Origin of the sequence: Pseudomonas sp. zfem005 (assembly GCF_032621735.1) — a bacterium.
Lineage (GTDB): Bacteria > Pseudomonadota > Gammaproteobacteria > Pseudomonadales > Pseudomonadaceae > Metapseudomonas > Metapseudomonas solani.
Genome location: NZ_JAVYJE010000001.1, coordinates 477,590 through 502,392, shown reverse-complemented (window position 1 = coordinate 502,392; position 24,803 = coordinate 477,590). Strand labels below are relative to the sequence as shown.

Here is a 24,803-nt window from a genome sequence, read left to right as displayed (position 1 = left end):
TTGACCTCGCCCAGCCTGCGGCATGGTGGCGCAGCGAGCGGGCCCCGGTCGCGGCTGGCATACTGCGCGCCCGCCACTTTTCCGGAGCCCAAGCCCATGCGTGTGTGGATCGACGCCGACGCCTGCCCCCGTGCCGCCAAGGACCAGGTCATCAAGTTCGCCCTCAAGCGCAAGTTCGAGGTGGTGCTGGTGGCCGGGCAGAGCCAGGTGAAGCCTGCTTTCGCCTGCGTGCGCCTGGTGGTGGTGCCGAGCGGGCCGGATGCGGCGGACGATCACCTGGTGGAGCAGGCCGAGCCCGGCGACCTGGTGATCTGCAGCGATGTGCCGCTTGCCGATCGCCTGGTGAAGAAGGGGGTGGCGGCGCTCGACCCCCGTGGCCGGGAGTTCGACGAGCGCAACATGGGTGAGCGGCTGGCGGTGCGCAACCTGTTCACCGACCTGCGCGACCAGGGGCAGATGGGCGGCGGCCAGGCGGCCTACAGCGAGAAGGACCGCCAGGCCTTCTCCAATTCGCTGGACCGCTTGCTCACCCGCCTCAGCCGGGGCTGAGGCCGGAATCCCTCAGCCGCAGAGGTAGGTGCCGGTGCCGACCGCCACCAGGGTGCCGTCGTCGGCGTGCAGTTCCGAACGCACCACCGCGACCTTGTTGCCCGAGCGCAGCAGCACCGCCGTGGCGGTGAAGGAGCGGCCCCGCCCCGGGCGCAGGTAATCGATACGCAGGTCGATGGTGCCCAGCTTGGACAGGCGCTCCATGCGCTCACCCGTGGACAGCCCCTGGTGCCGCTCGAAGGCGCCGATCAGCGCCATGGCGCCGCCGGTGACGTCCAGCAGCGTGGAGATCACCCCACCGTGAAGGATGCCGTGGACGAAGTTGCCGATCAGTTCGTCCTTCATCGGCAGGTGCATGGTCACCTGCTGCGGCGACAGCTCGCCCAGCTGGATGCCGAGCACCTGGTTGAAGGGGATGCGTTCGAAGAAGCGTCGGACCGCCTGTTGCAGTTCCGGGGTCAGGACGAATTCGTTATCGCTCATGCTGCACCTGCATCTGGGTCGAAAAGGCGACGCTGACGCAGCGCGGGGCGCTTGAACAGGGGCGCGGCCCAAATGGCACGCGGATTGGCGGGAGCGGCTTGCAGAGGCGGGCGACCGGGGCCGCCCGCCTGCGCCGTCAATGGTCGGCGTGGGTCAGTTCCAGCACGCGGTCGACCAGCTTGTAGATGCCCGAGGCGGCTTCGCTGATGGACTGGGCGAGCATGTAGGCGGGGGTGGTGACCAGCTTGCGCGGCTTGTCCTCGACTATCTCGCTGACCACGCATTCGACGTGCTCGGCGCCCATCTTCTGCAGCGCGCCAGCGGTGTCGGCGTCGTCGCCGATGGTGCAGACCACGCCCTCGCCGTAGATCTTCGCGGCCATGGCCGGGGAGATGCAGATCAGCCCCACCGGCTTGCCGGCGGCGGCGAAGCCCTGGGCGGCGGCCAGCACGTCGGGCTGCACGCTGCAGTCGGCGCCGTTGATGGCGAAGTCGGAGAGGTTCTTCGCCGCACCGAAACCGCCGGGGATGATCAGCGCATCGAAGTCCTCGGCCTTCAGCTCACGCACGTCCTTCACCGCGCCACGGGCGATGCGCGCGGATTCGGTGAGCACGTTGCGGCTCTCCGGCATCTCTTCGCCGGTGAGGTGGTTGATCACGTGGTGCTGGGCGATGTTGGGCGCGAAGCACTGTGCCTGTGCACCCCGTTGGTCCAGGCGCAGCAGGGTGATCACGCTTTCGTGGATCTCCGCGCCGTCGTACACGCCACAGCCGGAAAGGATCACAGCAACTTTTTTGTTCATAGCGTTCTCCGCTTCACTGGGCCGCCTTCAGGGTCTCCTCGAGGAATGCCTGGGCATGCTGGTGGGCATCCTTGGCCAGCCTGGGTTGGTAGGTATTCAGGTCGCTGCGCTGATCGAAAACATGGTCGGCTCCGCCATATTGCACCAGTTGCAGTTGTTCGAAATCGAGCGCGTCCATAGCTGATAGACACTGAAGGTGGTCAGTGATTCTGTCCTTGCCACCGAGAAACATCAGCACCGGCAGGTCGCGCCCCTTGCCCTGGCGCAGGTGCGCGGGGAACCCACAGTAAGGGTAGAAGGCGATGGCGCCGCGCACACCGTCCAGCGCCTGCTGGCCGATGCCGGGGAAACCGTGGCCGGCGGCGCCGTCGTAGGCCAGGGCGTCGAGGATGCTCCAGCCGCCGTGGGAGTAGCCGAGCAGGGCCATGCGCTGGTGGTCCAGCTGCGGCATGGCGCGGGCCAGGTCGAGGGCGGCGTAGACGTCCAGGGCGCGTTCGTTGCCCCACAGCCGCTTGCCATCGCACACCGGGTGCCAGTCGTCGATGCCCCGGGCGGCCAGGCTGTCGACGAACAGCAGGGCAAAACCCTGGGGCAGCAGCCAGTCGCTGACGTTACGCACGAAGCCGGGGCTCTGCCCGCTGCAGCCGTGGAACACCAGCACGGTGGGGAATGGGCCTTCACCCTCGGGGGTGAACAGGCTGACGTGGGGCGCCAGGCGGGTTTTCGCCGCCGCCAGGTCGTCGGCGGCCGGCAGCAGCGCGGCGCGATAGGGATAGAGTCCCAGGAGGGCGGCTGCGGCGATCAGGATCAACAGGATGGAGAGCGTGCGTCTTGTGGTTATGCGCATGTGTCGTCATATGCCGGTTGGGCTGGCATGCGGCGCCAGGGGCTCCGGGGAGGCACGGGCGTAGCATCGAGGCTGGCAATCCTAGTCCCTTGATCGGCATAACGATACGGCTGACATCATGAATTACGTCCTCTACGCGGTCCCTTTCTTCTTCCTGCTGATCGGCATCGAGCTGTTGGCCGATCGCTGGCGCGGGGTGCGTACCTACCGCACCGCCGATGCCATCAACAGCCTCAGCGCCGGCGTGCTGTCCACCACCAGTGGGCTGCTGACCAAGGCGGTCGGGTTGCTCACCTACACCTATGCCTGGCAGCACCTGGCGCTGTTCGAGCTGCGCGCAGACAGCCTCTGGGTCTGGCTGTTCGCCTTCGTCTTCTACGACTTCTGCTACTACTGGAACCACCGCCTGGGCCATGAGCGCAACGTGCTCTGGGCCGCCCATTCGGTGCACCACCAGAGCGAGGAGTACAACCTCTCCACGGCCCTGCGCCAGACCAGCACCGGCTTCCTCTTCGGCTGGATCTTCTACCTGCCGATGGCGGTGGCCGGCGTGCCGCCGCTGGTGTTCCTGACCGTCGCGGCGCTGAACCTGCTCTATCAGTTCTGGGTGCACACCCGCCACGTGCCCAAGCTCGGCTGGTTCGAGTGGTTCTTCATCAGCCCGTCGAACCACCGCGTGCACCATGCGCAGAACGCGGTGTACATGGATCGCAACTACGGTGGCGTATTCATCCTCTGGGACCGTCTGTTCGGCACCTTCCAGGAGGAGCTGGACGAGGAGCCGGTGGTGTTCGGCGTGACCACGCCCCTGGCCAGCTGGAACCCGCTCTGGGCCAACCTGCAGTTCTACTCGGTGCTGTGGCAGGACGCGGTGCGCGCCGAGTCCTGGTGGGATCGCCTGCGCATCTGGTTCATGCGCACCGGCTGGCGCCCCGAGGACGTGGCGCGCAAATACCCCCAGGCGAAGCCGGACCTGAGCCGCTTCGCCAAGTTCGAGGTGCCGCTGTCGGGCGGTCGCACCCTGTATGCGGCGTTGCAGTTCGTCGGTTATGTGGTGGGCGGCAGCTATCTGCTGGGCGCCGGCGAAGGCATGTCCCTGGGCGCCGTGCTGCTGGGCTGGGGCTGGGTGGCGTTCGGCCTGTTCGTCATCGGTGCCTGGCTGGAGAACCGCCCCTGGGCACTGCGCCTGGAGCTGGCGCGGCTGGCGCTGAACCTGCCGGTGCTCTGGCTGGCGGACGCCCTCGGCATGCTGCCGGCCAGCCCGTTGGCCTGGCTGGTGCTGGGTGTGCATGGTCTGGTCAGCGTGCTGGCGCTGGTCGCCCTGGGGCGGCGGCAGGCGGCGTTGGCGGTCTGAGGCGGGCGTGTTCCCGGGCTGAGGCCCGGGTTACGGCTGCGGCGGTTGCTCGGCGTTCGCCTTGGCTTCGCGGCTGTTGCGCAGGCGGCGACGCAGCCAGAGCAGGCCGCCGATCACCACCAGCGCACCAAGCACCATCAGCTCGTAGCGCTTGAGGTTGCCCAGCATGCCTTCGAGCACGGCGCCGAAGTGGAAGGCGGCGAAGCCCAGGGCCAGGGCCCAGACGATGGCGCCGATGCCGTTGAGGATCAGGTAGCGCAGCGGCGGGTAGCCCGACAGGCCGATGGCCACCGGCATCACGGTGCGCAGGCCGTAGACGAAGCGGAAGCTCAGCACCCAGATGTCGGGATGGCGGCGGATGTGCTCCAGGGCCTTGTCGCCCATGGCCTGCCAGCGCGGACGCTTGGCCAGGATCTGGCGGCCCTTCTGGCGACCGAGGTAGTACCACAGCTGGTCGCCGGCATAGCTGCCGAAGAACGCCGTCATCACCACCAGATTGATATCCATGTAGCCGCGGAACGCGAGAAAGCCGGCCAGGACCAGGATGGTCTCGCCCTCGAAGAAGGTGCCGAGGAAGAGGGCGAAATAGCCGAAGTCCTGGAGAAATTGTTGCAGCATCAGTTTGGCAGCGCGGCAAAAATGAACGCGAAGCCTAACCGGGTTGAACGCGCGCGAAAAGCTCTAAAGGTTGGCGAACCGCCAGTCGAGGGTCGACTGGTTCACGGCCAGCCCTAGTGGGGCCTCGGAAAATTCAGTGAACGCGACAGAGCGTCGCTGTCACGCATTGTTACCATTCGGTCATAATTGCCGCTTATAAATGTCGCACTGTGTCCTCCTTTGGACCCTGGAGTCTGTCGTGAGCTTTACCCCCGCCAATCGCCTGTTCCCCGCCACCCGCCTGCGCCGTAACCGCCGTGATGATTTCTCCCGCCGCCTGGTGCGTGAAAACACCCTGACCGTCGACGACCTGATCCTGCCGGTGTTCGTGCTGGACGGCGAGAACCGCCGCGAGGCGGTGCCGTCGATGCCGGGCGTCGAGCGCCTGTCCATCGACCTGCTGCTGGAAGCGGCGGCTGGCTGGGTGGCGCTGGGCATCCCCGCGCTGGCGCTGTTCCCGGTGACCCCGCTGGAGAACAAATCCCTCGACGGCGCCGAGGCCTGGAACCCCGAAGGCATCGCCCAGCGCGCCATCCGCGCCCTGCGCGAGCGCTTCCCGGAGCTGGGGGTGATCAGCGACGTGGCCCTGGACCCCTTCACCACCCATGGCCAGGACGGCATCCTCGACGCCGACGGCTATGTGCAGAACGACATCACCGTGGACGCCCTGGTCAAGCAGGCGCTGTCCCACGCCGCCGCCGGTGCCCAGGTCGTGGCGCCCTCGGACATGATGGACGGCCGCATCCAGGCGATCCGCGAGGCCCTGGAACTGGCCGACTTCCCCAACGTGCGGATCATGGCCTACTCGGCCAAGTACGCCAGCGCCTACTACGGCCCCTTCCGCGATGCGGTGGGCTCCGCCGCCAACCTCGGCAAGGCCAACAAGGCCAGCTACCAGATGGACCCGGCCAACGGTGACGAGGCCCTGCACGAAGTGGCCAGCGACCTCGCCGAAGGAGCCGACATGGTCATGGTCAAGCCGGGCATGCCCTACCTGGACATCGTCTGGCGCGTGAAGGAAGCCTTCCGTGTACCGACCTTCGCCTACCAGGTCAGTGGCGAATACGCCATGCACATGGCGGCCATCCAGAACGGCTGGCTGAGCGAGGCGGTCATACTCGAGTCGCTGACCGCATTCAAACGTGCGGGCGCTGATGGCATCCTTACCTACTTCGCCGTGCGTGCCGCAGAAATGCTCAAAGCGGGAGCCTGACTCCCCAGCAGGAAACCAGATGAACACCGATGGTCTGAACCAAGCGTCGAACCCCGAACAAGAGCCCGTACCGGAGCAACCGGTCGCCGAGGCCCCCGCTCCGGCCCCCGTCGAAACGCCGCCGCCCGCCCCTGTGCCGGCGCCGGTGATTCCGGGCCTGGATGACAGCAGCCTGTACATCCACCGGGAGCTGTCGCAGCTGCAGTTCAACATCCGTGTCCTGGAGCAGGCGCTCGACGAGTCCTACCCGCTGCTCGAGCGCCTGAAGTTCCTGCTGATCTTCTCCAGCAACCTGGACGAATTCTTCGAGATCCGCGCCGCCGGCCTGAAGAAGCAGATCACCTTCGCCCGCGAACAGGCCGGTGCCGACGGCCTGTTGCCGCACCAGGCCCTGGCGCGCATCAGCGAGCTGGTGCACGAGCAGGTGGCGCGGCAGTACAGCATCCTCAACGATGTGCTGCTGCCGGAGCTGGCCAAGCACCAGGTCAACTTCATTCGCCGTCGCTACTGGACGCCGAAGCTGAAGACCTGGGTGCGTCGTTACTTCCGCGACGAGATCGCGCCGATCATCAGCCCCATCGGCCTCGACCCGACGCACCCCTTCCCGCTGCTGGTGAACAAGAGCCTCAACTTCATCGTCGAGCTGGAGGGCGTCGATGCCTTCGGCCGCGACTCCGGCCTGGCGATCATCCCGGCGCCGCGCCTGCTGCCGCGGGTGATCCGCGTGCCGGAAGACATCAGCGGCCCCGGCGACAACTTCGTGTTCCTGTCGTCGATGATCCACGCCCACGCCGACGACCTGTTCCCCGGCATGAAGGTCAAGGGCTGCTACCAGTTCCGCCTGACCCGTAACGCCGACCTCTCGGTGGACACCGAGGACGTCGAGGACCTGGCCCGCGCCCTGCGCGGCGAGCTGTTCTCGCGCCGCTATGGCGATGCAGTGCGCCTGGAGGTGGCCGACACCTGCCCGAAACACCTGTCCGACTACCTGCTCAAGCAGTTCGGCCTGGCGGAGAGCGAGCTGTACCAGGTCAACGGCCCAGTCAACCTGACCCGCCTGTTCAGCATCACCGGCCTCGACAGCCACCCCGAGCTGCAGCACCCCACCTTCACCCCGGTGATCCCCAAGCTGCTGCAGAAGGCCGAGAACCTGTTCAACGTGGTGGGCAAGCAGGACATCCTGCTGCTGCACCCCTTCGAGTCCTTCACCCCGGTGATCGACTTCCTGCGCCAGGCGGCCAAGGACCCCAACGTCCTGGCCATCAAACAGACCCTGTACCGCGCCGGTGCCAACTCGGAGATCGTCGACGCCCTGGTGGAAGCTGCGCGCAACGGCAAGGAGGTCACTGCGGTGATCGAGCTGCGCGCGCGCTTCGACGAGGAATCCAACCTGCAGCTGGCCAGCCGCCTGCAGGCTGCCGGCGCCGTGGTGATCTACGGCGTGGTCGGCTTCAAGACCCACGCCAAGATGATGCTCATCCTGCGGCGCGAGGACGGCGAGCTGCGCCGCTACGCCCACCTGGGCACCGGCAACTACCACGCCGGCAACGCGCGCCTGTACACCGACTACAGCATGCTCACCGCCGACGACGCGCTCTGCGAGGACCTGCACAAGCTGTTCAACCAGCTCATCGGCATGGGCAAGACCCTGCGCATGAAGAAGCTGCTGCACGCGCCCTTCACCCTGAAGAAGTCGCTGCTGGACATGATCGCCAAGGAGGCCCAGCACGCCGCCGAGGGCAAGCCGGCGCACATCATGGCCAAGGTCAACTCGCTGACCGACCCGAAGATCATCCGCGCGTTGTACAAGGCCAGCCAGAGCGGCGTGAAGATCGACCTGGTGGTGCGTGGCATGTGCTGCCTGCGCCCGGGCATCCCCGGTGTTTCGCACAACATCCAGGTGCGTTCGATCATCGGCCGCTTCCTCGAGCACAGCCGCATCTACTACTTCCTCAACGAGGGCGACGAGCTGCTCTACCTCTCCAGCGCCGACTGGATGGAGCGCAACCTCGACATGCGCGTGGAGACCTGCTTCCCGGTGGAGGGCAAGAAGCTCATCACCCGGGTCAAGAAGGAGCTGGAAACCTACCTCGCCGACAACACCCACAGCTGGGCGCTGCAGGCCGACGGCCGTTACCTGCGCAACAGCCCCAGCGGCAACCAGAACCCACGCAATGCGCAGGCCATCCTGCTGGACAAGCTGCTCAACCCACCGATCAGCGCTCGCTGATCGGTCACGGGGCGGCGTGCTGCCGACAAAACCGCCGCAATGAAAACGGGGCCCTTGGGGCCCCGTTTTCATGTCCGCTCGCCGCGTTCCGCCTCAGCTCACCTGTAGGCTGAAGTCGATGCGCTTGAGCCATTCGGCTTCCTGCTCGAAGTCGGCCTGGGTCAGCGGGTTGGCCGCCAGCCAGTCGTCGGGGAACTGCACGGCGAGGCTCTGCGGGCCGACCTTCAGCTGCACCGCCGGGGTCTCGTGGCTGGTGCGGATGTGGTGGAAGAGAATGGCGAAGCGCAGCAGCACGCAAAGGCGGATCAGCTTGACGCCTTCGTCGCCGAACTCGGCGAACTTGTCCTTGGGGATGTTGCGGCGGTGGCCGCGAACCAGCAGCGCCAGCATCTGCTGGTCCTGGCGGGAGAAGCCCGGCAGGTCGGAATGCTCGATCAGGTAGGCTCCGTGCTTGTGGTACTGGTAGTGGGCGATGTCCATGCCGATCTCGTGGACGCGGGCGCCCCAGACCAGCAGGTCGCGGTGCCACTCGTCATCCAGCTGCCAGTCGTCCGCCACCTGCTCCAGGGCCTCCAGGGCCTTGGCTTCGACCCGGGCGGCCTGCTCGGTGTCGGCGTGGCAGCGCTCCATCAGCGCGCTGAGGGTGCGCTCGCGCACGTCCTCGTGGTGGTGGCGGCCCAGCAGGTCGTAGAGCACGCCTTCGCGCAGGGCGCCTTCGGAGTGGGTCATGTGCTTGAGTTCGAGGGCGTCGAAGATCGCCTCGAGAATCGCCAGCCCGGCCGGGAAGATGGCACGGCGGTCGGGCTTGATGCCGTCGAGGTCGAGTTTCTCCACCTCGCCCAGCTTGAACAGCTTGCGCTTGAGCCAGGCCAGGCCTTCCGGGTTGACCTCGCCGCTGCCCATGCCCGCCGCCTGGATCGCCAGGCCGACGGCGCGGATGGTGCCCGAGGCGCCCACCGCCTGCTGCCAGCCGAGGCGGCGCAGGCTGTATTCGATGCCCATCAGTTCCAGACGCGCTGCGGTATAGGCCTGGGCATAGCGGGCGGGGGTGATCTTGCCGTCGCGGAAGTAGCGCTGGGTGTAGCTGACGCAGCCCATCTGCAGGCTTTCGCGCAGCTGGGATTCGAAGCGCTGGCCGATGATGAATTCGGTACTGCCGCCGCCGATATCGGCCACCAGGCGCTTGCCGGGGGTGTCGGCGATGCTGTGGGACACGCCCAGGTAGATGAGGCGCGCTTCCTCACGGCCGGAGATCACTTCCACCGGGTGGCCGAGAATGGCCTCGGCGCGGCGGATGAAGTCGGCGCGGTTGCGGGCCTCGCGCAGGGCGTTGGTGCCGACGACGCGCACGGCGCCTTCGGGCAGGCTGTTGGTCATCTGGGCGAAGCGACGCAGGCAGTCGAGGCCGCGTTGCATGGCCTCCTCGCTGAGCATGCGCTCGTCATCCAGGCCGGCGGCGAGCTGCACCTTGTCGCCGAGGCGCTCGAGGATGCGGATCTCCCCATGATCGGCCTTGGCCAGGACCATGTGGAAGCTGTTGGAGCCCAGGTCGATGGCTGCGATCAGGGAAGGTGTTTCGGCGCGACGGGTCGAGGGCATGGTCTTGGTGTCTCGTTTCTGAACGGCGCCATCCTGCCACGATCGTCACGTTGCGCCAACGCGAGTCGTGGAACGCTCGTGCAAGGGAAAGGAAGGCGGCTGCGCAGAATGCCACGGTGAAGTTTCCGCTTCATGACGGCCGCCTCCTTACTATAGGCGGCGTGCAGGCATCGGCGCAGGGGCATTCGCGATGGCTGCCGAGCGAGGCGATAAATGGCCGCGGCGGATTGACGCGGAACCGGTTATCCATCAGTTTTCCCGGGTGCATCCATAGAAAGGCTCAATTGCCAGCGGCTTTCGGTCCGGGAAAAGCCGGGCTATGATGGCCGCCAATTTCCGCATCCGAACCCACGGAGAACATCCATGAGCGAACTCATCTCCCACGTTAGCGACGCCAGCTTCGAGCAGGACGTGCTCAAGGCCGAAGGCGCTGTGCTGGTCGATTACTGGGCCGAGTGGTGTGGCCCGTGCAAGATGATCGCCCCCGTCCTCGACGAGATCGCCAAGGACTATCAGGGCAAGCTGAAGATTTGCAAACTGAACATCGACGAGAACCAGGACACCCCGCCGAAATACGGCGTACGCGGTATCCCGACCCTGATGCTGTTCAAGAACGGCAACGTCGAAGCGACCAAGGTCGGCGCCCTGTCGAAGTCCCAGCTGGCGGCCTTCCTCGACGCCAACATCTGAGCCTGGCCGGGCCTCCGGCGAGCTTTCGGACAGTTTCGAGAAACCCCGCACTTTGCGGGGTTTTTTGATGAATCGGCACTAGACTCCCCCGAATGCTGGTGTTAAATTCGGGTCCGCAACGCTATTCCGTTGCCCTTCGCAAGCCGCCGCCGACGCATTCCAACTCGAATAAGCACAGCGATCCTGTCGCATCTCTGCGGCGCGGCCTCTAAAGCTCAACGCTTTCCTTCCTATCATTTCTGATACTTACGTCATTCCTATGAATCTGACCGAACTCAAGCAAAAGCCGATTGCCGATCTGCTGGAAATGGCCGAACAGATGGGCCTCGAGAACATGGCCCGTTCGCGCAAGCAGGACGTGATCTTCGCCCTGCTGAAAAAGCACTCGAAAGGCGGCGAGGAAATCTCCGGTGACGGCGTGCTGGAGATTCTCCAGGACGGTTTTGGCTTCCTGCGCTCCGCAGACTCTTCCTACCTGGCCGGCCCGGACGACATCTACGTCTCGCCCAGCCAGATCCGCCGCTTCAACCTGCGTACCGGCGACACCATCATCGGCAAGATCCGCCCGCCGAAAGAAGGCGAGCGTTACTTCGCCCTGCTCAAGGTGGACTCGATCAACTTCGATCGTCCGGAAAACGCCAAGAACAAGATCCTGTTCGAGAACCTGACGCCCCTGTTCCCGAACGAGCGTCTGAAGATGGAGGCCGGCAACGGCTCCACCGAAGACCTCACCGGCCGCGTGATCGACCTCTGCGCGCCGATCGGCAAGGGCCAGCGCGGCCTGATCGTCGCCCCGCCGAAAGCGGGCAAGACCATCATGCTGCAGAACATCGCGGCCAACATCACCCGCAACAACCCCGAGTGCCACCTGATCGTCCTGCTGATCGACGAGCGCCCGGAAGAAGTGACCGAGATGCAGCGCACCGTGCGCGGCGAAGTGGTCGCCTCCACCTTCGACGAACCGCCGACCCGCCACGTGCAGGTCGCCGAGATGGTGATCGAGAAGGCCAAGCGCCTGGTCGAGCACAAGAAGGACGTGGTCATCCTGCTGGACTCCATCACCCGCCTGGCGCGTGCCTACAACACCGTGATCCCGAGCTCCGGCAAGGTGCTGACCGGTGGTGTCGACGCCCACGCCCTGGAGAAGCCCAAGCGCTTCTTCGGTGCCGCCCGTAACATCGAGGAAGGCGGTTCGCTGACCATCATCGCCACCGCGCTGGTCGAGACCGGCTCGAAGATGGACGAGGTGATCTACGAGGAGTTCAAGGGCACCGGCAACATGGAGCTGCCGCTGGACCGCCGCATCGCCGAGAAGCGCGTGTTCCCCGCCATCAACATCAACAAGTCCGGTACCCGCCGCGAAGAGCTGCTGACTGCCGACGACGAGCTGCAGCGCATGTGGATCCTGCGCAAGCTGCTGCACCCGATGGACGAGATCGCTGCCATCGAGTTCCTGCTCGACAAGCTCAAGGACACCAAGACCAACGACGAATTCTTCATGTCCATGAAGCGCAAGTAACGTTTGGTTCGCAGCAAAAAGGCCGGGGAAACCCGGCCTTTGCGTTTGCGCGATTCGCGCGGCCTTCTGAATAACCCAGTTCGGCGCTAAACTTTGCGCCCCGACCTGCACGCCCCATGCGAGGCTCAAGCATGCAGTATCGCGATCTGCGCGACTTTATCCGTGGCCTGGAAGAGCGCGGCGAGCTGAAACGCATCGCCGCCCCGGTGTCCCCGGTGCTGGAGATGACCGAAATCTGCGACCGCACCCTGCGCAAGCAAGGCCCGGCGCTGCTCTTCGAGAAGCCCACCGGCTACGACATCCCCGTGCTCGGCAACCTGTTCGGCACGCCGCGCCGCGTGGCCCTCGGCATGGGCGCGGACGACGTCTCCGAACTGCGCGAGATCGGCAAGCTGCTGGCCTTCCTCAAGGAGCCCGAGCCGCCCAAGGGCCTCAAGGACGCCTGGTCCAAGCTGCCGATCTTCAAGAAGGTCATCAGCATGGCGCCCAAGGTGCTCAAGGATGCCCCCTGCCACGAGGTGATCGAGGAAGGCGACGACGTCGACCTCGGCAAGCTGCCCATCCAGCACTGCTGGCCGGGCGACGTGGCACCGCTGATCACCTGGGGCCTGACCATCACCCGTGGTCCCAACAAGGAACGGCAGAACCTCGGCATCTACCGCCAGCAGGTGATCGGCCGCAACAAGGTCATCATGCGCTGGCTCAGCCACCGTGGCGGTGCGCTGGACTACCGCGAGTGGTGCGAGAAGCACCCCGGCCAGCCCTACCCGGTCTGCGTCGCCCTCGGTGCCGACCCGGCCACCATCCTCGGCGCGGTCACCCCGGTGCCGGACACCCTCTCCGAATACGCCTTCGCCGGCCTGCTGCGCGGGCACCGCACCGAACTGGTCAAGGCCATAGGCTCCGACCTGCAGGTGCCGGCCAGCGCCGAGATCGTCCTCGAAGGGGTGATCCACCCCGGCGAGATGGCCGATGAAGGCCCTTACGGCGACCACACCGGCTACTACAACGAGGTGGACCGCTTCCCGGTGTTCACCGTCGAGCGCATCACCCGCCGCCGCGACCCGATCTACCACAGCACCTACACCGGCCGCCCGCCGGACGAGCCGGCCATCCTCGGCGTGGCGCTCAACGAAGTCTTCGTGCCGATCCTGCAGAAGCAGTTCCCCGAGATCACCGACTTCTACCTGCCGCCCGAAGGCTGCTCCTACCGCATGGCGGTGGTGACCATGAAGAAACAGTACCCCGGCCACGCCAAGCGCGTGATGCTCGGCGTCTGGTCCTTCCTGCGGCAGTTCATGTACACCAAGTTCGTCATCGTCACCGACGACGACATCAACGCCCGCGACTGGAACGACGTGATCTGGGCCATCACCACGCGCATGGACCCCAAGCGCGACACGGTGATGATCGACAACACGCCCATCGACTACCTCGACTTCGCCTCGCCGGTTTCCGGCCTGGGCTCGAAGATGGGCCTGGATGCCACCCACAAATGGCCGGGCGAGACCACCCGCGAGTGGGGCCGCGTAATCGTCAAGGACGAGGCGGTGACCCGTCGCGTGGACGAACTCTGGTCCAGCCTGGGTATCGACTGATGCGGGTCACGCTGCAACCATCCGGCGCGGTGCTGGAGATCCAGGCTGGCGAGAACATCCTCGCCGGCGCCCGTCGTCTCGGCTACGAATGCCCGGAGAGCTGCCGCAACGGCAACTGCCACATCTGTGCCGCCCTGCTGGTGGAAGGCCGGGTGCGCCAGGCCGGCGCCGAACTCGACCACGGCGAACTCTTCACCTGCCTGGCCGAGCCCCTGGAGGATTGCGTGCTGCACTGGGATGGCGTGCTCGCCCCGGGCGAGCTGCCGCTGCGCAAGCTCAATTGCCAGGTCAGTGCCTGCATCGACGCCGGTGGCGACGTCTGGCGCGTGCGCCTGCGTGCCCCGGCCGGCAAGCCGCCGCGCTACCACGCCGGGCAATACCTGCTGGTGGAGCGCGAGGACGGCGAGTCCTCGGCCTTCTCCCTGGCCTCGGCGCCCAGCGAAGGGCGCGACATCGAACTGCACATCCTTGCTCGCGAGCCCAGTGCCCTGGCCCTGCTGGAGCAGCTGCAGCGCACCGGCATCGCCCGGGTCCAGCTGCCCTTCGGCGATACCCACCTTGCCGAGCTGCCCGACGGCCCCCTGGTGCTGATCGCTGCCGGCACCGGCATGGCGCAGATGCACAGCCTGATCGAGCACTGCCGCGCCACGGGTTTCCCCCACCCGGTTCACCTGTATTGGGGCGCGCGGCGGCCGGAGGACTTCTACGAACTGCCGCACTGGGCGGACTGGCAAAGCCTGGCCAACCTCACCCTGCACCAGGTGGTCAGCGACCAATGTGGCTGGCAAGGCCGTTGCGGAATGCTGCACGAAGCGGTGAGCGAGGACTTCCCCGACCTCAAGCCGCTGCACGTCTACGCCAGCGGCTCGCCCGCTATGGTCTACGGCACCCTCGACGCCCTGGTGGCGGCGGGGATGGACCCCCACCAGATGCGCGCTGACGTCTTCGCCTACGCCCCCAGGGCGTGACCCCCACCCCAGCCACCCTCGCGAGGGCCTGCGCACTTCTGGCGGAGGCCGATTAGACGTGCACTGCCTCCAGCGGGCCCGTCTCGGCCACGAACTGCCCGCTCTCGACGCGACGCCTGCCAAGGCGTTCGCACCTATCCGCCTAGGACAGGTACGAAAACACCGCCTTTTCATGTACGGCCATACGCGCCCTGCCTATGATCCCGGCTGCCGGCAAAACTCCCTATCTCATCACTCGCGCGTCCGCTTCAGCGGTCCTGTTCGCCTGGGCTCGTGCCGCGCCGTGACTATCGAGGAACAGTTATGTCGAGCTTCCGATTGAACGCCATTTCCCGTGCCACCCGCCGATGGAGTGCCAGCCTGGGAGCGGCCCTGCTTCTGCCGAGCGGCATGACGCTGGCTGATGACAGCCAGCAAGGCACCGAGTCAGTCATCCAGGGGCATTTCATCAACCTCCAGTTATCGAATGCCAGGGCGACCCCGTTCAGTGCCGCCGAGGCCGGAACCGAGCAACTGGAGCAGGAAACCGGGATGCGCGTCCGCAGCCTCACTCCGCAGGCCGGCGGTGCATTCAAGGACCAGCAGGTCATGACCGGGCAACTCGAAGGGCGCGCGCGCACCCTCAGCGCCCCGGGGGAAATGACGCTGGCCGCGCGGCCCGACGGCAGCTTCGTTGCGCTGCTGCCGGATGCCAACGCCATCGTCCGCGGCGACGCCAGCGGCCGGCAGTCGATGATCCGGTTCGATCCGGGCACTGCCTTCGCGCCGGACGGCGTCGACTACATCGCCGGTGACGACAGCGAGCCGCCGGCCTTCAAGGAATCGCGCAGCGGCCAGCGCACATTCCAGGTCACCCGCAGCATCCAGGGCGAAACCGTGATCGACCTGTTGGCCGGGTTCTCCCAGGCTGCAGCCGACTACATCGGTGACCATGAAGCCTTTGCCCTGGCTCAGGTGGCTTCGGTCAACCGCGCCTTGCAACAGTCCAAGGTGCAGGGCGTGCGCCTGCGTCTGGTGGGCACTCAAGTTGTGCCCCTGGATGCCACGATCACCGGTCCCAGCCTGAGCCAGGTTCGTAACGTCTTCGCCGATGGCATGCGTCGCTACAGCCCCGACGTAGTCGCCAGCTTCGTCATTGGCACCCCTGGCGTGGACACTGCCGTGGGTTGGGGCCACATGCCCGGGCGCTACACCATCAACTCCATCAAGTCGTCCACGGTGTTCCGCCACGAGTTGGGCCACAACATCGGCGGCGGCCACTGCTCCGATGGCAAGAGCTACATCTGGGGCTACAACAACGGCCGGGTCGGCACCATCCTCTGCGGCAACCATGTGGGCTACTTCTCCAACCCGGACGTCAAGGACAGCCGGGGCGTGCCGCTGGGTGACGCGGACACCGCCAACATGGCCCGGGTCTGGCGGGAAAGAGCGGCGCGGATGTCGGCCTACAGCCCTTCCGTGGTGCCCCTCGACGAGGAGCAGGTCACCTCGATCCTCAGCCAGAAAGTCAGCCTGAGCAGCGGCCAGACGCGCTACTTCCCGGTGGATATCCCCGAAGGTACCCGCCGCCTGGTGTTCAGCGTGATAGACGGTGAACTCACCGAGAAGGCCGGCCAGGTCCAGTTGTTGCTCAAGCGCGGCGCACAGCCCAGTGGCGCCAGCTACGACTACCGCTCGGCGCGTAGCCACAACGTCTCCCTGGGGGTTAACGACCCACAGCCGGGGCGCTGGTACCTGGCGATCAACACCGACAACCGCGCCACCCAGGACCAGGTGCTCGAAGCCCACGCCTACGGCCTCACCCAGGACACCGCCCAGGGCCGCTACCTGAAGTTGGTCGCCACCTCGGCGGTGGACGGCCAGGACACCGCCAGTGTCGCCGAACTGCTGCTGGTGGATGCCAAGGGCAAGGTCCTACCCCGCGAAAGCTGGACAATACTGTCCACCAGCAGTGCGGTACCTGGCGCGGCGGTTGGCAACCACGCCATCGACGGCAACCCCAACTCCTACTGGAGTACCGCGGCGGGTGCGCGCTACCCCCATGAAATGGTGATCGACCTGGGAGCCGACAGCCGCTTCTCGCAACTGCACTATCTGCCCCGCCAGGACGCAGGCCTGAGCGGCAACATCAAGGGTTATCAGGTCTATGGCAGCAGCAGCGTCAATGGCGGCTGGAACCTGCTGGCCGATGGCGAATTCAGCGCCGACAACGACATCAAGGCCACAGCCCTCAAACCGGTGAGTGCCGGTCAACCTCCGCTGGCGATGATCAGCGGCAAGACCGAAGCCAACGCCGGGGACAAGATCGTCCTGGATGCCTCCGCTTCCGGCGATCCCCAGGGCAATGCCCTGAGCTTCGCCTGGGAGGCCTCGCCGCGCCTGGACTTCGACTACGACGGTGCGCGCATCAGCTTCACCGCGCCGGAACTGCAGGCAGACACCCGCTATCGCTTCACCCTGACCCTGAGCAACGGCAAGCAGAGCAGCACCCGGACCCACGAAGTGCTGATCAAGGGCAAGGCCGCCAGCGCCAGTTGCAAGCCGGAATGGACCGTGAGGGGCACCTATGTCGGCAACGACACGGTGCAGTGGAAAGGGCGTCAGTATCAGGCCCGCTGGTGGACCTCCGGTGCCGAGCCGGGGCTGGCCAGCACCACCGGCCCGGACGGCGCCGGCAAGGTCTGGCGTGACCTGGGTTCCTGCCAGAGCGGCGGCGAGAAGCCGGTCGAGCCGCCGGTGGAAGAGGTCAAGCCGCCGGTAGCGGTGATTGGCGGTGCAAACGAGGCCAAGCCGGGCGAAACCGTCCACCTCAACGCCTCGGGGTCCAGCGATCCGGCCGGGCTGAAGCTCAGCTACAGCTGGAGCGTCAGCCCCGGCGTGGTCTTCGAGGCCGCTGGCAACCTGATGAAGTTCGTCGCCCCGAGGGCCGCCCAGGACGTGACCTACAACGTCAGCCTGACGGTGAACAACGGCAAGCACAGCGCAACCCGCACCCATCAGGTCAAGGTACTGGCGGAGACAGCGGAAACGGTCAAGCCGCCGCTGGCGAACATCGCTGGCGCCAGCCAGGCCAAGGGCGGCGAAACGGTGACCCTGGACGCCGCGGGCTCCAGCGATCCAGCCGGCCTGGCGCTGAGCTACCAGTGGAGTGTGACGCCCAGTGTCGCCTTCCAGGCCTCGGGGTCGAAGCTGAATTTTGTCGCACCCAAGAGCGACATGGACATCAGCTATCGCTTCACCCTGAATCTGAGCAACGGCACCCACGTGGCCCGCCGTGAGCACAGCGTGACTGTCCTGGCGGACAAGGTGGAAACCCCCGCCGGCTGCCAGGGCGCTTGGAGCGCTCAGGGCACCTACTGGCTCAATGACAAGGTCAGCCACAAGGGCCGCTTCTACATCGCCCGCTGGTGGACCAAAGGCAACGAGCCCACTGCCGCCACTGTCGGTGGCGAAGGCAGCGGCAAGGTCTGGCGGGATGCGGGCTCCTGCAACTGATGCGCTCCGGTGACCGGTAGCGCGCCGATCGGCGTGTGCTAACCGGTACTTCCGGGTCCCGGGTTGGCGACATCCATCGTTGTCGTCAGCCTGGGGCGCACCGAATCCGGCATAAGCCGGGCGGCCCGTAGGATGGGTAGGGCGAAGCGAAACCCATGCGGTAAGCCCGGGCAGGGTGCTCGCCGGGAAGGCCGCTTGATGGGTTTCGTACCTCTACCCATCCTACGGTCAACCGACCGGGGATCACGCCAGCTCGGGGAATTCCGCGCGCAACTCGGCCGCCAGCCAGTCGAGGAACCACTGGATATCGGCGCTGGCCTGCTCGGTGGGCAGCAGCGCCTGGTAGCTCTCCAGCGGCGCCTGGCGCTGCACGGGGCGCACGAGGAGGCCGGCGGCCAGCTCCTGGCTCACCAGCACCTCGTTGGCCAGGGCGATGCCGTGGCCCTTCTCGGCCATGCTCAGGGCATGGTCGTTGCTCACGTAGAGCACATCGGAACTGACCCGCACTGCGCAGCCCACGGCCGCGAACCAGGCATTCCACCACTCGCCGTCGTCCACGTGGATCAGCTTGTGCCGCGCCAGTTCGTCCGGTCCGGCGATGGGGCCGTGGGCGGCGAGGTAGTCCGGCGAGCACACCGGGAACACATTGGGTTGCAGCAGGGTGGCCTGGCACTGCGGGTACTGCCCGGGCATGCCGTAGACGATGCCCAGGTCGGCACCCTGGCCGTCCACGGCGGTGAAGGTGGGGTTGGGTTCGATGGCGATCTTCAGCCCCGGCCGCAGCTGGCGCAGCGACTCCATGCGCGGCATCAGCCAGCGCTTGGCGAAGGCCGGCACGGCGAGGATGCGCAACCAGCGCGGGGCGTCGCTGGCCGCCACCTCGGCGCCGGCCTCGGCGATCTGCCGCAGCGCCCGCGACACCTTGGCGTGGTAGCGCCGCCCGGCCTCGGTGAGCACCATGCCACGCGGCGTGCGTTCCAGCAGCTGCACGCCGAGCCAGTCCTCCAGCAAGCGCACATGGCGGCCGATGGCCGGCTGGGTGACATGCAGCGCCCGTGACGCGGCAACGTAGCTGCCGAGACGTGCGGCCGCTTCGAAGGCGCGCAGGGCGTTGAGCGGCGGCAGGCGTGGTTCGGCCATCACGGGGCTCCTGGCTGTTAATTTTCTTAACAGCCAATGTAAGGAAATTGAAGTTTCCTGTCGCGGGTATTTGGCCGAGTATCCGGCCCAGGCAGCGCCATAACGACAACCAGCGCGCCCGCGCCACCCGCTCGCCACGAGCCCTCAGTCCTGCCCAGAACAACTAGAAGTCCCGCCAGCGGACAACACGCGGCGAGGACACGGAGGTAAGGCCATGAACGCCCTGCATGCAGTGCAGACCGCAGCGGTATCCATCCGCGCGGTACGCAAGGTCTACGGCGATCCGCAATCCGGGCCCGTCGCCCTCAAGCACGTCGACCTGGAAATCCGCGACAACGAGTTCTTCACCCTTCTCGGCCCATCCGGCTGCGGCAAGACCACCCTGCTGCGGATGATCGCCGGCTTCGAATACCCCAGCGCCGGCAGCATCCACCTCTACGGCGAAGACATCGCCGACCTGCCGCCCTACGCGCGCCCGGTCAACACGGTGTTCCAGCACTACGCGCTGTTCCCCCACATGACCATCGCCGAGAACCTCGCCTTCGGCCTCGAGTCCCGGCCGCTGGGCAAGAGCATGAGCCGCGTGCAGGTCGCCGAGCGCGTGGCCGATATGCTCGCCCTGGTGCAGATGGAGCGCTTCGCCGACCGTCGCCCGATGCAGCTTTCCGGCGGCCAGCAGCAACGTGTGGCTCTGGCCCGCGCGCTGGCGCCGCATCCCCGTGTCCTGCTGCTGGACGAGCCGCTCTCGGCCCTCGACCTCAAGCTGCGCCAGGCGATGCGCGAGGAGCTCAAGGCGATCCAGGCCAAGACCGGCATCACCTTCATTTTCGTCACCCACGACCAGGAAGAGGCCCTGACCCTATCCGACCGCATCGCGGTGTTCTCGGAGGGCCAGGTGCAGCAGGTGGGCACCCCGCAGGAAATCTACGAGCGCCCACGCAACCGCTTCGTCGCCGACTTCATCGGCGAAACCAATTTCCTCGATGCCCAGGTGCTTAGCCTCGATGGCACCCGGGCGCTGTGCCAGGGGCCGGGCGGGCAACCGTTCCAGGCCGAATCCGTCGACGGCGTGCTGCCGGGCAGCCGGGTCAGCCTGTCGATCCGCCCCGAGCGCGTGCACCTGGGCGGCGTCGATACCGCCGGCGCGCTGCCCTGCCGGGTGGAGGCGCAGGTGTACCTGGGCACCGACCTGCAGTACCGGGTGAGCCTCGACGACGGCACCCGGCTGACCGTGCGCATGCCCAACAGCCTGGAGCGCCACCCGCGCTTCGGCGTCGGCGAGCGGGCCGCGCTGCAGTTCGAGAACGGCAGCGCCAGCGTCCTGCTGGACTGAGCCCGGAGGCAGACATGCATCGATCGACACGCTCCGGCGCCGCCCTGCACGAGCGCCGGCAATCCCTGCGCAACCTGCTCGGCGTCAGCCCGGCACTCCTGGCCATCGGCCTGTTCCTGATCGTCCCCATCCTGCTGGTGGTCGGTTATTCGCTGATGGAGGCCAACCCCTACGGCGGGGTCGAGCCGGTGTTCAGCACCGAGTCCTACCTGTCGCTGCTGTTCGAGCGGCAACTGGACGACAGCCTGGCCTTCGTCGACGCCTACCTGCTGATCGCCCTGCGCTCCATCGGCATCGCCGCGGCGACCACGCTGGTGACCCTGCTGATCGGCTTCCCGGTGGCGGTGTGGCTGGCCATGCAGCCGCCGCACAAGCGCGGCCTGCTGATCTTCCTCATCACCGTGCCGTTCTGGGCCAACCTGCTGATCCGCACCTACGCCTGGATCCTGCTGCTGCGCGAGACCGGCGTGGTCAACGGCACGCTGATGGGCCTGGGGCTGGTGGACCAGCCGCTGCAACTGCTCTACACCGACGGCGCGGTGCTGCTGGGGCTGGTGTACACCTACGCGCCCTTCGTGGTGCTGCCCATCTACGCGACCCTGGAGAAGATGGACATGCGCCTGCTGGAGGCGGCCCAGGACCTCTACGCCGGCCGCTGGCGCACCCTGCGCAAGGTGGTGCTGCCCATCGCCCGGCCGGGCATCCTCGCTGGCGCCATCCTCACCTTCGTGCCCTGCCTCGGCGCCATGGTGGCCCCGGAGCTGCTCGGCGGTGGCACGCGGATGATGCTCGGCAACCTGATCTTCCGGCAGTTCAGCGACGCCCGTAACTGGCCCTTCGGCTCCGCCCTGGCGCTGGTGCTGATGGCCGCGGTGATGCTGGTGCTGACCCTCTACGCACTGCGCGCCGAGCGCGTGCGCATCGCCCGGGGAGGTGTGTGATGAACCTGTTCAAGCGCCGCCTCGGCGTCCACCACTTCCCCGGTTTCGGCGGCTTCAGCCTGCTGTTCTATCTCTACCTCTACGCGCCGATCCTGGTGCTGGTGGTGCTGTCGTTCAACGCCAACCAGTCGGCCACGGTCTGGAGCGGCTTCAGCCTCGACTGGTACCGCGCCGCCTTCGCCAACCAGGCGCTGCGCCAGGCCGCTGGCAACAGCCTGCTGATCGCCCTGTGCGCCAGCCTGATTGCCACCGTGATCGCCACCCTGGCGGCCCTGGCCACCTCGCGCGGCGCACGCTTCAAGGGCCTGCGGCTGTCGATTGGGACCATCATGCTGCCGCTGGTGCTGCCCGAGATCGTGGTCGGCGTCGCCACCCTGGCGCTGTTCTCCACCCTTGGCCTGTCCCTGGGCTACGGCAACCTGATCATCGCCCACACGGTGTTCTGTATCCCCTTCGCCTACCTGCCGATCCGCGCCCGCCTCAACGACATGGACCTGTCCCTGGAGCAGGCCGCCGCGGACCTCTACGCCGGGCCCTGGCGCACCCTGCGCAAGGTCACCCTGCCGCTGCTGATGCCGGGGATCTTCTCCGGGCTGATGCTGGCCTTCATCGTCTCGCTGGATAACTTCGTGATCTCGATGATGGTCTCCCAGGCCGGCACCACCACGCTGCCGATCTTCATCTTCGGCCTGCTGCGCATGGGCGTGACGCCCGACGTGAACGCCGTGTCGACGCTGATCCTCGGCGTCTCCGTGCTCTTCGTGACCCTGTCCTACCTGCTTGGCAGGCAAAGAACCTGACCCTGGAGAATTGACGCATGAAAAAGCTGATCGCTGTTCTGGGTACCTCGCTGGGCCTCGCCCTGGCCGCCAACGTGCAGGCCGCCGGCACGCTCAACGTCATCAGTTGGAGCGGCTACTTCTCGCCGCAGATCCTGGAGAAGTTCGAGAAGGAAAGCGGCATCAAGGTCACGGTGGACTCCTACGATTCCAACGAGACGCTGCTGGCCAAGCTCAAGCAGGGCGGCGCCGGCTACGACGTCGCCATCCCCTCCCACCAGTTCGTGCCGATCCTCATCCAGGAGCAGTTGCTGGAGCGCTTCGAGCCCGGCAAGGAGGCCTACTACCAGGGCTTCACCGCCAACCTGCAGAAGCCCGCCTGGGACCCGCAAGGCGCCTACGCCGCGCCCTTCATCTGGGGCACCACCAGCGTGGTGGTCAACCGCGAGCGCTACAAGGGCGAGGCGGACAGCTACGCGCTGCTGTTCAAGCCGCCGGCGGAGCTGCAGGGGCGCATCAACATGTTCGACTCGGTCAGCGAGGTGATCGACACCGCCAGCCTCTACCTGGGCATCCCGCTGTGCAGCGAGGACCCCAAGCAGATGCAGCAGGTGCTGGCGCTGCTCAAGGAGCAGAAGCCCCATGTGCGCACCTACAGCTCCAAGGCCGGTGCCATCCGCGAGAGCCTGGCGGCCGGCGAGCTGGACATGTCGATGTTCTGGGGCGGCTCCTCGCTGCGCGCGCGGGAGATGAAGCCGAGCCTCGAATACCTGTACCCGAAGGAGGGCGTGATGGCCTGGGTGGATAACCTGGTGATCCCCAAGGGTGCGCGCAACCTCGATAACGCCAAGGCCTTCATCGCCTTCCTCAGCCAGCCGGAGAACGCCGCGCTGACGCAGAACTTCCTCAAGCACCAGAGCCCGGTGCAGGGCGTCGAGCCCTACCTCGAGCCGGGCCTCAAGGACGCGCCCGAGCTGCACATCCCCGAGGGTACCAAGGTGGTGTTCAGCCAGACCTGCGGCGCCGGCGCCATCCGCCTGGCCGACCGCCTGTGGACCAACCTGATGCGTTGATGAACACCGCCCCCGCCGGTGCGGGGGCGCATAACCAGAACGAGACGGAACGAGATCACTGCCCATGAGTCATGCAACCCCGATCAGCGAACTGGTGCGGCTGCCGGCCGCCGAGCTGGCCGAGCGCATCCGCACGCGCGATGTGTCCTGCCGCGAGGTGATGCTGGATTACCTGGCCCATATCGAGCGCTTCAACCCGGCGGTCAATGCGCTGGTCAGCCTGCAGCCGGCGGACGCGCTGCTGGCCCAGGCCGACGAGCGCGACGCCGAGCTGGCGCGTGGCACCCACAGGGGCTGGATGCACGGGCTGCCCCATGCGGTGAAGGACCTGTCGGCGGTCAAGGGCATCACCACCACCTACGGCTCGCCGCTGTTCCGCGACCATGTGCCGGCACGTGACGGCATCATGGCCGAGCGCCTGCGCGCCGCCGGGGCGATCTTCATCGGCAAGAGCAACACGCCGGAATTCGGCCTCGGCTCGCAGAGCTACAACCCGCTGTTCGGCGCCACCGGCTGCGCCTTCGACCCGAGCCGCACGGCCGGTGGCAGCAGCGGCGGCGCGGCGGCGGCCCTGGCGCTGCACTTGGTGCCGGTGGCCGATGGCAGCGACATGATGGGCTCGCTGCGCAACCCGGCGGCCTTCAACAACATCATCGGCTTCCGCCCGTCCCAGGGCCGCGTGCCCTTCGACGACAGCGCCGACCTGTTCTTCGACCAGCTCGGCTACGAGGGGCCGATGGGCCGCAGCGTGCGCGACGTGGCCCTGCTGCTCTCGGTGCAGGCCGGCGGCGATGCCCGTGCGCCGCTGTCCATCCCCGGCGATGGCGCGGCCTTCGCCGGCTCGCTGCAGCGCGACTTCAAGGGTGCGCGCCTGGGCTGGCTGGGCGACCTCGACGGCCAGCTGCCGATGCAGCGTGGCGTGCTGGAGCTGTGCCGCACCGCCCTGAAGGACTTCGAGGCGCTGGGCTGCGTGGTGGAGGAGACCAGCCTGGGCTTCCCCCGCGAGCGGCTCTGGGACACCTGGCTGACCCTGCGCCACTGGCTGGTGGCCGGGGGCCTGGGGGCGGCCTATGACGACCCGGCGACGCGCGCGCAGCTCAAGCCGGAAGCCTGCTGGGAAGTGGAGAACGGCCAGCGCCTGACCGGCCAGCAGGTCTACCGCGCCTCGGCCGCCCGCAGCGACTGGTACCGCGCCATCAGCCGGCTGTTCGAGCGCTTCGACTACCTGCTGCTGCCCAGCGCCCAGGTGTTCCCCTTCGACAAGACACAGCACTGGCCGCAGGCGATCGAGGGCGTGGCGATGGACACCTACCACCGCTGGATGGAAGTGGTGATCCCCGGAACCCTGTCGGGCTGCCCGGTGGCCAATGTGCAGGCGGGGTTCAACGGCGACGGCCTGCCCATGGGGCTGCAGATCATCGGCCCGCACCAGAAGGACATGGCGGTGCTGCAACTGGCCCATGCCTACGAGCAGGCCAGCGACTGGTTCCGTCGTCGTCCGGCGCCGCTGCTGGCGGCCGGTTAAGGCACCCG

The 24,803-nt window shown here is 66.8% G+C and carries 20 protein-coding genes; 14 read left to right on the top strand and 6 right to left on the bottom strand.

Going from position 1 to position 24,803, the window contains the following annotated elements; genetic code table 11:
• Nucleotides 1–96: 96 nt before the first annotated feature.
• Nucleotides 97–549 (top strand): YaiI/YqxD family protein, encoded by a 453-nt coding sequence (locus tag RTW82_RS02280; protein WP_021218189.1) that lies wholly within the window; start codon nucleotides 97–99, stop codon nucleotides 547–549.
• Between the two features lie 12 nt (nucleotides 550–561).
• On the opposite strand, the gene RTW82_RS02275 is transcribed toward RTW82_RS02280, so the two are convergent.
• The 3 genes from RTW82_RS02275 to RTW82_RS02265 form a co-directional block, all read right to left on the bottom strand.
• Entirely contained in the window at nucleotides 562–1,032 is a 471-nt protein-coding gene (locus RTW82_RS02275; protein WP_316924130.1) for a thioesterase family protein, read from the bottom strand.
• 136 nt (nucleotides 1,033–1,168) lie between these two features.
• Nucleotides 1,169–1,834 carry an isoprenoid biosynthesis glyoxalase ElbB gene (gene elbB, locus RTW82_RS02270; RefSeq protein ID WP_316924129.1) on the bottom strand — a complete coding sequence of 222 codons (666 nt, stop codon included), beginning with the start codon at nucleotides 1,832–1,834 and terminating at the stop codon, nucleotides 1,169–1,171.
• A gap of 13 nt (nucleotides 1,835–1,847) precedes the next feature.
• Complete coding sequence (locus RTW82_RS02265) at nucleotides 1,848–2,681, bottom strand: dienelactone hydrolase family protein (protein ID WP_316924128.1); 834 nt, start codon at nucleotides 2,679–2,681, stop codon at nucleotides 1,848–1,850.
• Between the two features lie 118 nt (nucleotides 2,682–2,799).
• On the opposite strand from RTW82_RS02265, the gene RTW82_RS02260 reads away from it, so the two are divergent.
• Nucleotides 2,800–4,035, top strand: coding sequence for a sterol desaturase family protein (locus RTW82_RS02260; protein WP_316924127.1), 1,236 nt, complete (start codon nucleotides 2,800–2,802; stop codon nucleotides 4,033–4,035).
• Nucleotides 4,036–4,065: 30 nt separating this feature from the next.
• Here the strand turns inward: RTW82_RS02260 and RTW82_RS02255 are convergent, their stop codons facing one another.
• Nucleotides 4,066–4,656, bottom strand: coding sequence for a DedA family protein (locus RTW82_RS02255; protein ID WP_162164732.1), 591 nt, complete (start codon nucleotides 4,654–4,656; stop codon nucleotides 4,066–4,068).
• 235 nt (nucleotides 4,657–4,891) lie between these two features.
• Here RTW82_RS02255 and hemB point away from each other — a divergent pair, with 235 nt between their 5' ends.
• The gene (hemB, locus tag RTW82_RS02250) at nucleotides 4,892–5,905 is read left to right on the top strand and encodes a porphobilinogen synthase (RefSeq protein ID WP_263400375.1); all 1,014 of its coding nucleotides are present in this window, start codon (nucleotides 4,892–4,894) and stop codon (nucleotides 5,903–5,905) included.
• Nucleotides 5,906–5,924: 19 nt separating this feature from the next.
• Nucleotides 5,925–8,135, top strand: coding sequence for a polyphosphate kinase 1 (gene ppk1 / locus RTW82_RS02245; RefSeq protein ID WP_316924126.1), 2,211 nt, complete (start codon nucleotides 5,925–5,927; stop codon nucleotides 8,133–8,135).
• Between the two features lie 93 nt (nucleotides 8,136–8,228).
• Here ppk1 and ppx read toward each other — a convergent pair whose 3' ends face one another.
• The gene (gene ppx / locus RTW82_RS02240; RefSeq protein WP_021218197.1) at nucleotides 8,229–9,734 is read right to left on the bottom strand and encodes an exopolyphosphatase; all 1,506 of its coding nucleotides are present in this window, start codon (nucleotides 9,732–9,734) and stop codon (nucleotides 8,229–8,231) included.
• 363 nt (nucleotides 9,735–10,097) lie between these two features.
• On the opposite strand from ppx, the gene trxA reads away from it, so the two are divergent.
• From trxA to RTW82_RS02215, 5 genes are all read left to right on the top strand, one after another.
• On the top strand, nucleotides 10,098–10,424 hold the full coding sequence (gene trxA, locus RTW82_RS02235) for a thioredoxin TrxA (RefSeq protein WP_021218198.1): 327 nt from the start codon (nucleotides 10,098–10,100) through the stop codon (nucleotides 10,422–10,424).
• A gap of 259 nt (nucleotides 10,425–10,683) precedes the next feature.
• Entirely contained in the window at nucleotides 10,684–11,943 is a 1,260-nt protein-coding gene (gene rho, locus RTW82_RS02230) for a transcription termination factor Rho (RefSeq protein WP_021218199.1), read from the top strand.
• Between the two features lie 131 nt (nucleotides 11,944–12,074).
• Nucleotides 12,075–13,541 carry a 4-hydroxy-3-polyprenylbenzoate decarboxylase gene (gene ubiD, locus RTW82_RS02225; RefSeq protein WP_184488293.1) on the top strand — a complete coding sequence of 489 codons (1,467 nt, stop codon included), beginning with the start codon at nucleotides 12,075–12,077 and terminating at the stop codon, nucleotides 13,539–13,541.
• Nucleotides 13,541–14,509 carry a CDP-6-deoxy-delta-3,4-glucoseen reductase gene (locus RTW82_RS02220; RefSeq protein ID WP_316924125.1) on the top strand — a complete coding sequence of 323 codons (969 nt, stop codon included), beginning with the start codon at nucleotides 13,541–13,543 and terminating at the stop codon, nucleotides 14,507–14,509. The genes ubiD and RTW82_RS02220 overlap by 1 nt, the downstream gene beginning before the upstream one ends.
• Nucleotides 14,510–14,812: 303 nt before the next feature.
• Nucleotides 14,813–18,004: a PKD domain-containing protein gene (locus RTW82_RS02215; RefSeq protein WP_316924124.1), complete on the top strand. Its 3,192-nt coding sequence runs from the start codon at nucleotides 14,813–14,815 to the stop codon at nucleotides 18,002–18,004.
• A 243-nt stretch (nucleotides 18,005–18,247) separates the two neighbouring features.
• Here the strand turns inward: RTW82_RS02215 and RTW82_RS02210 are convergent, their stop codons facing one another.
• Nucleotides 18,248–19,144, bottom strand: coding sequence for a LysR substrate-binding domain-containing protein (locus tag RTW82_RS02210; RefSeq protein ID WP_316924123.1), 897 nt, complete (start codon nucleotides 19,142–19,144; stop codon nucleotides 18,248–18,250).
• 214 nt (nucleotides 19,145–19,358) lie between these two features.
• Here RTW82_RS02210 and RTW82_RS02205 point away from each other — a divergent pair, with 214 nt between their 5' ends.
• The 5 genes from RTW82_RS02205 (at nucleotide 19,359) to RTW82_RS02185 (ending at nucleotide 24,795) form a co-directional block, all read left to right on the top strand.
• A complete protein-coding gene (locus RTW82_RS02205) occupies nucleotides 19,359–20,477 on the top strand; it encodes an ABC transporter ATP-binding protein (protein WP_316924122.1) in 1,119 nt (372 codons plus the stop codon).
• A 14-nt stretch (nucleotides 20,478–20,491) separates the two neighbouring features.
• Entirely contained in the window at nucleotides 20,492–21,418 is a 927-nt protein-coding gene (locus RTW82_RS02200; protein WP_316924121.1) for an ABC transporter permease, read from the top strand.
• Entirely contained in the window at nucleotides 21,418–22,218 is an 801-nt protein-coding gene (locus tag RTW82_RS02195; protein ID WP_316924120.1) for an ABC transporter permease, read from the top strand. The genes RTW82_RS02200 and RTW82_RS02195 overlap by 1 nt, the downstream gene beginning before the upstream one ends.
• 17 nt (nucleotides 22,219–22,235) lie before the next feature.
• A complete protein-coding gene (locus tag RTW82_RS02190; protein ID WP_263400385.1) occupies nucleotides 22,236–23,270 on the top strand; it encodes an extracellular solute-binding protein in 1,035 nt (344 codons plus the stop codon).
• A gap of 64 nt (nucleotides 23,271–23,334) precedes the next feature.
• Nucleotides 23,335–24,795 (top strand): amidase, encoded by a 1,461-nt coding sequence (locus tag RTW82_RS02185; protein ID WP_316924119.1) that lies wholly within the window; start codon nucleotides 23,335–23,337, stop codon nucleotides 24,793–24,795.
• Nucleotides 24,796–24,803: the final 8 nt, after the last annotated feature.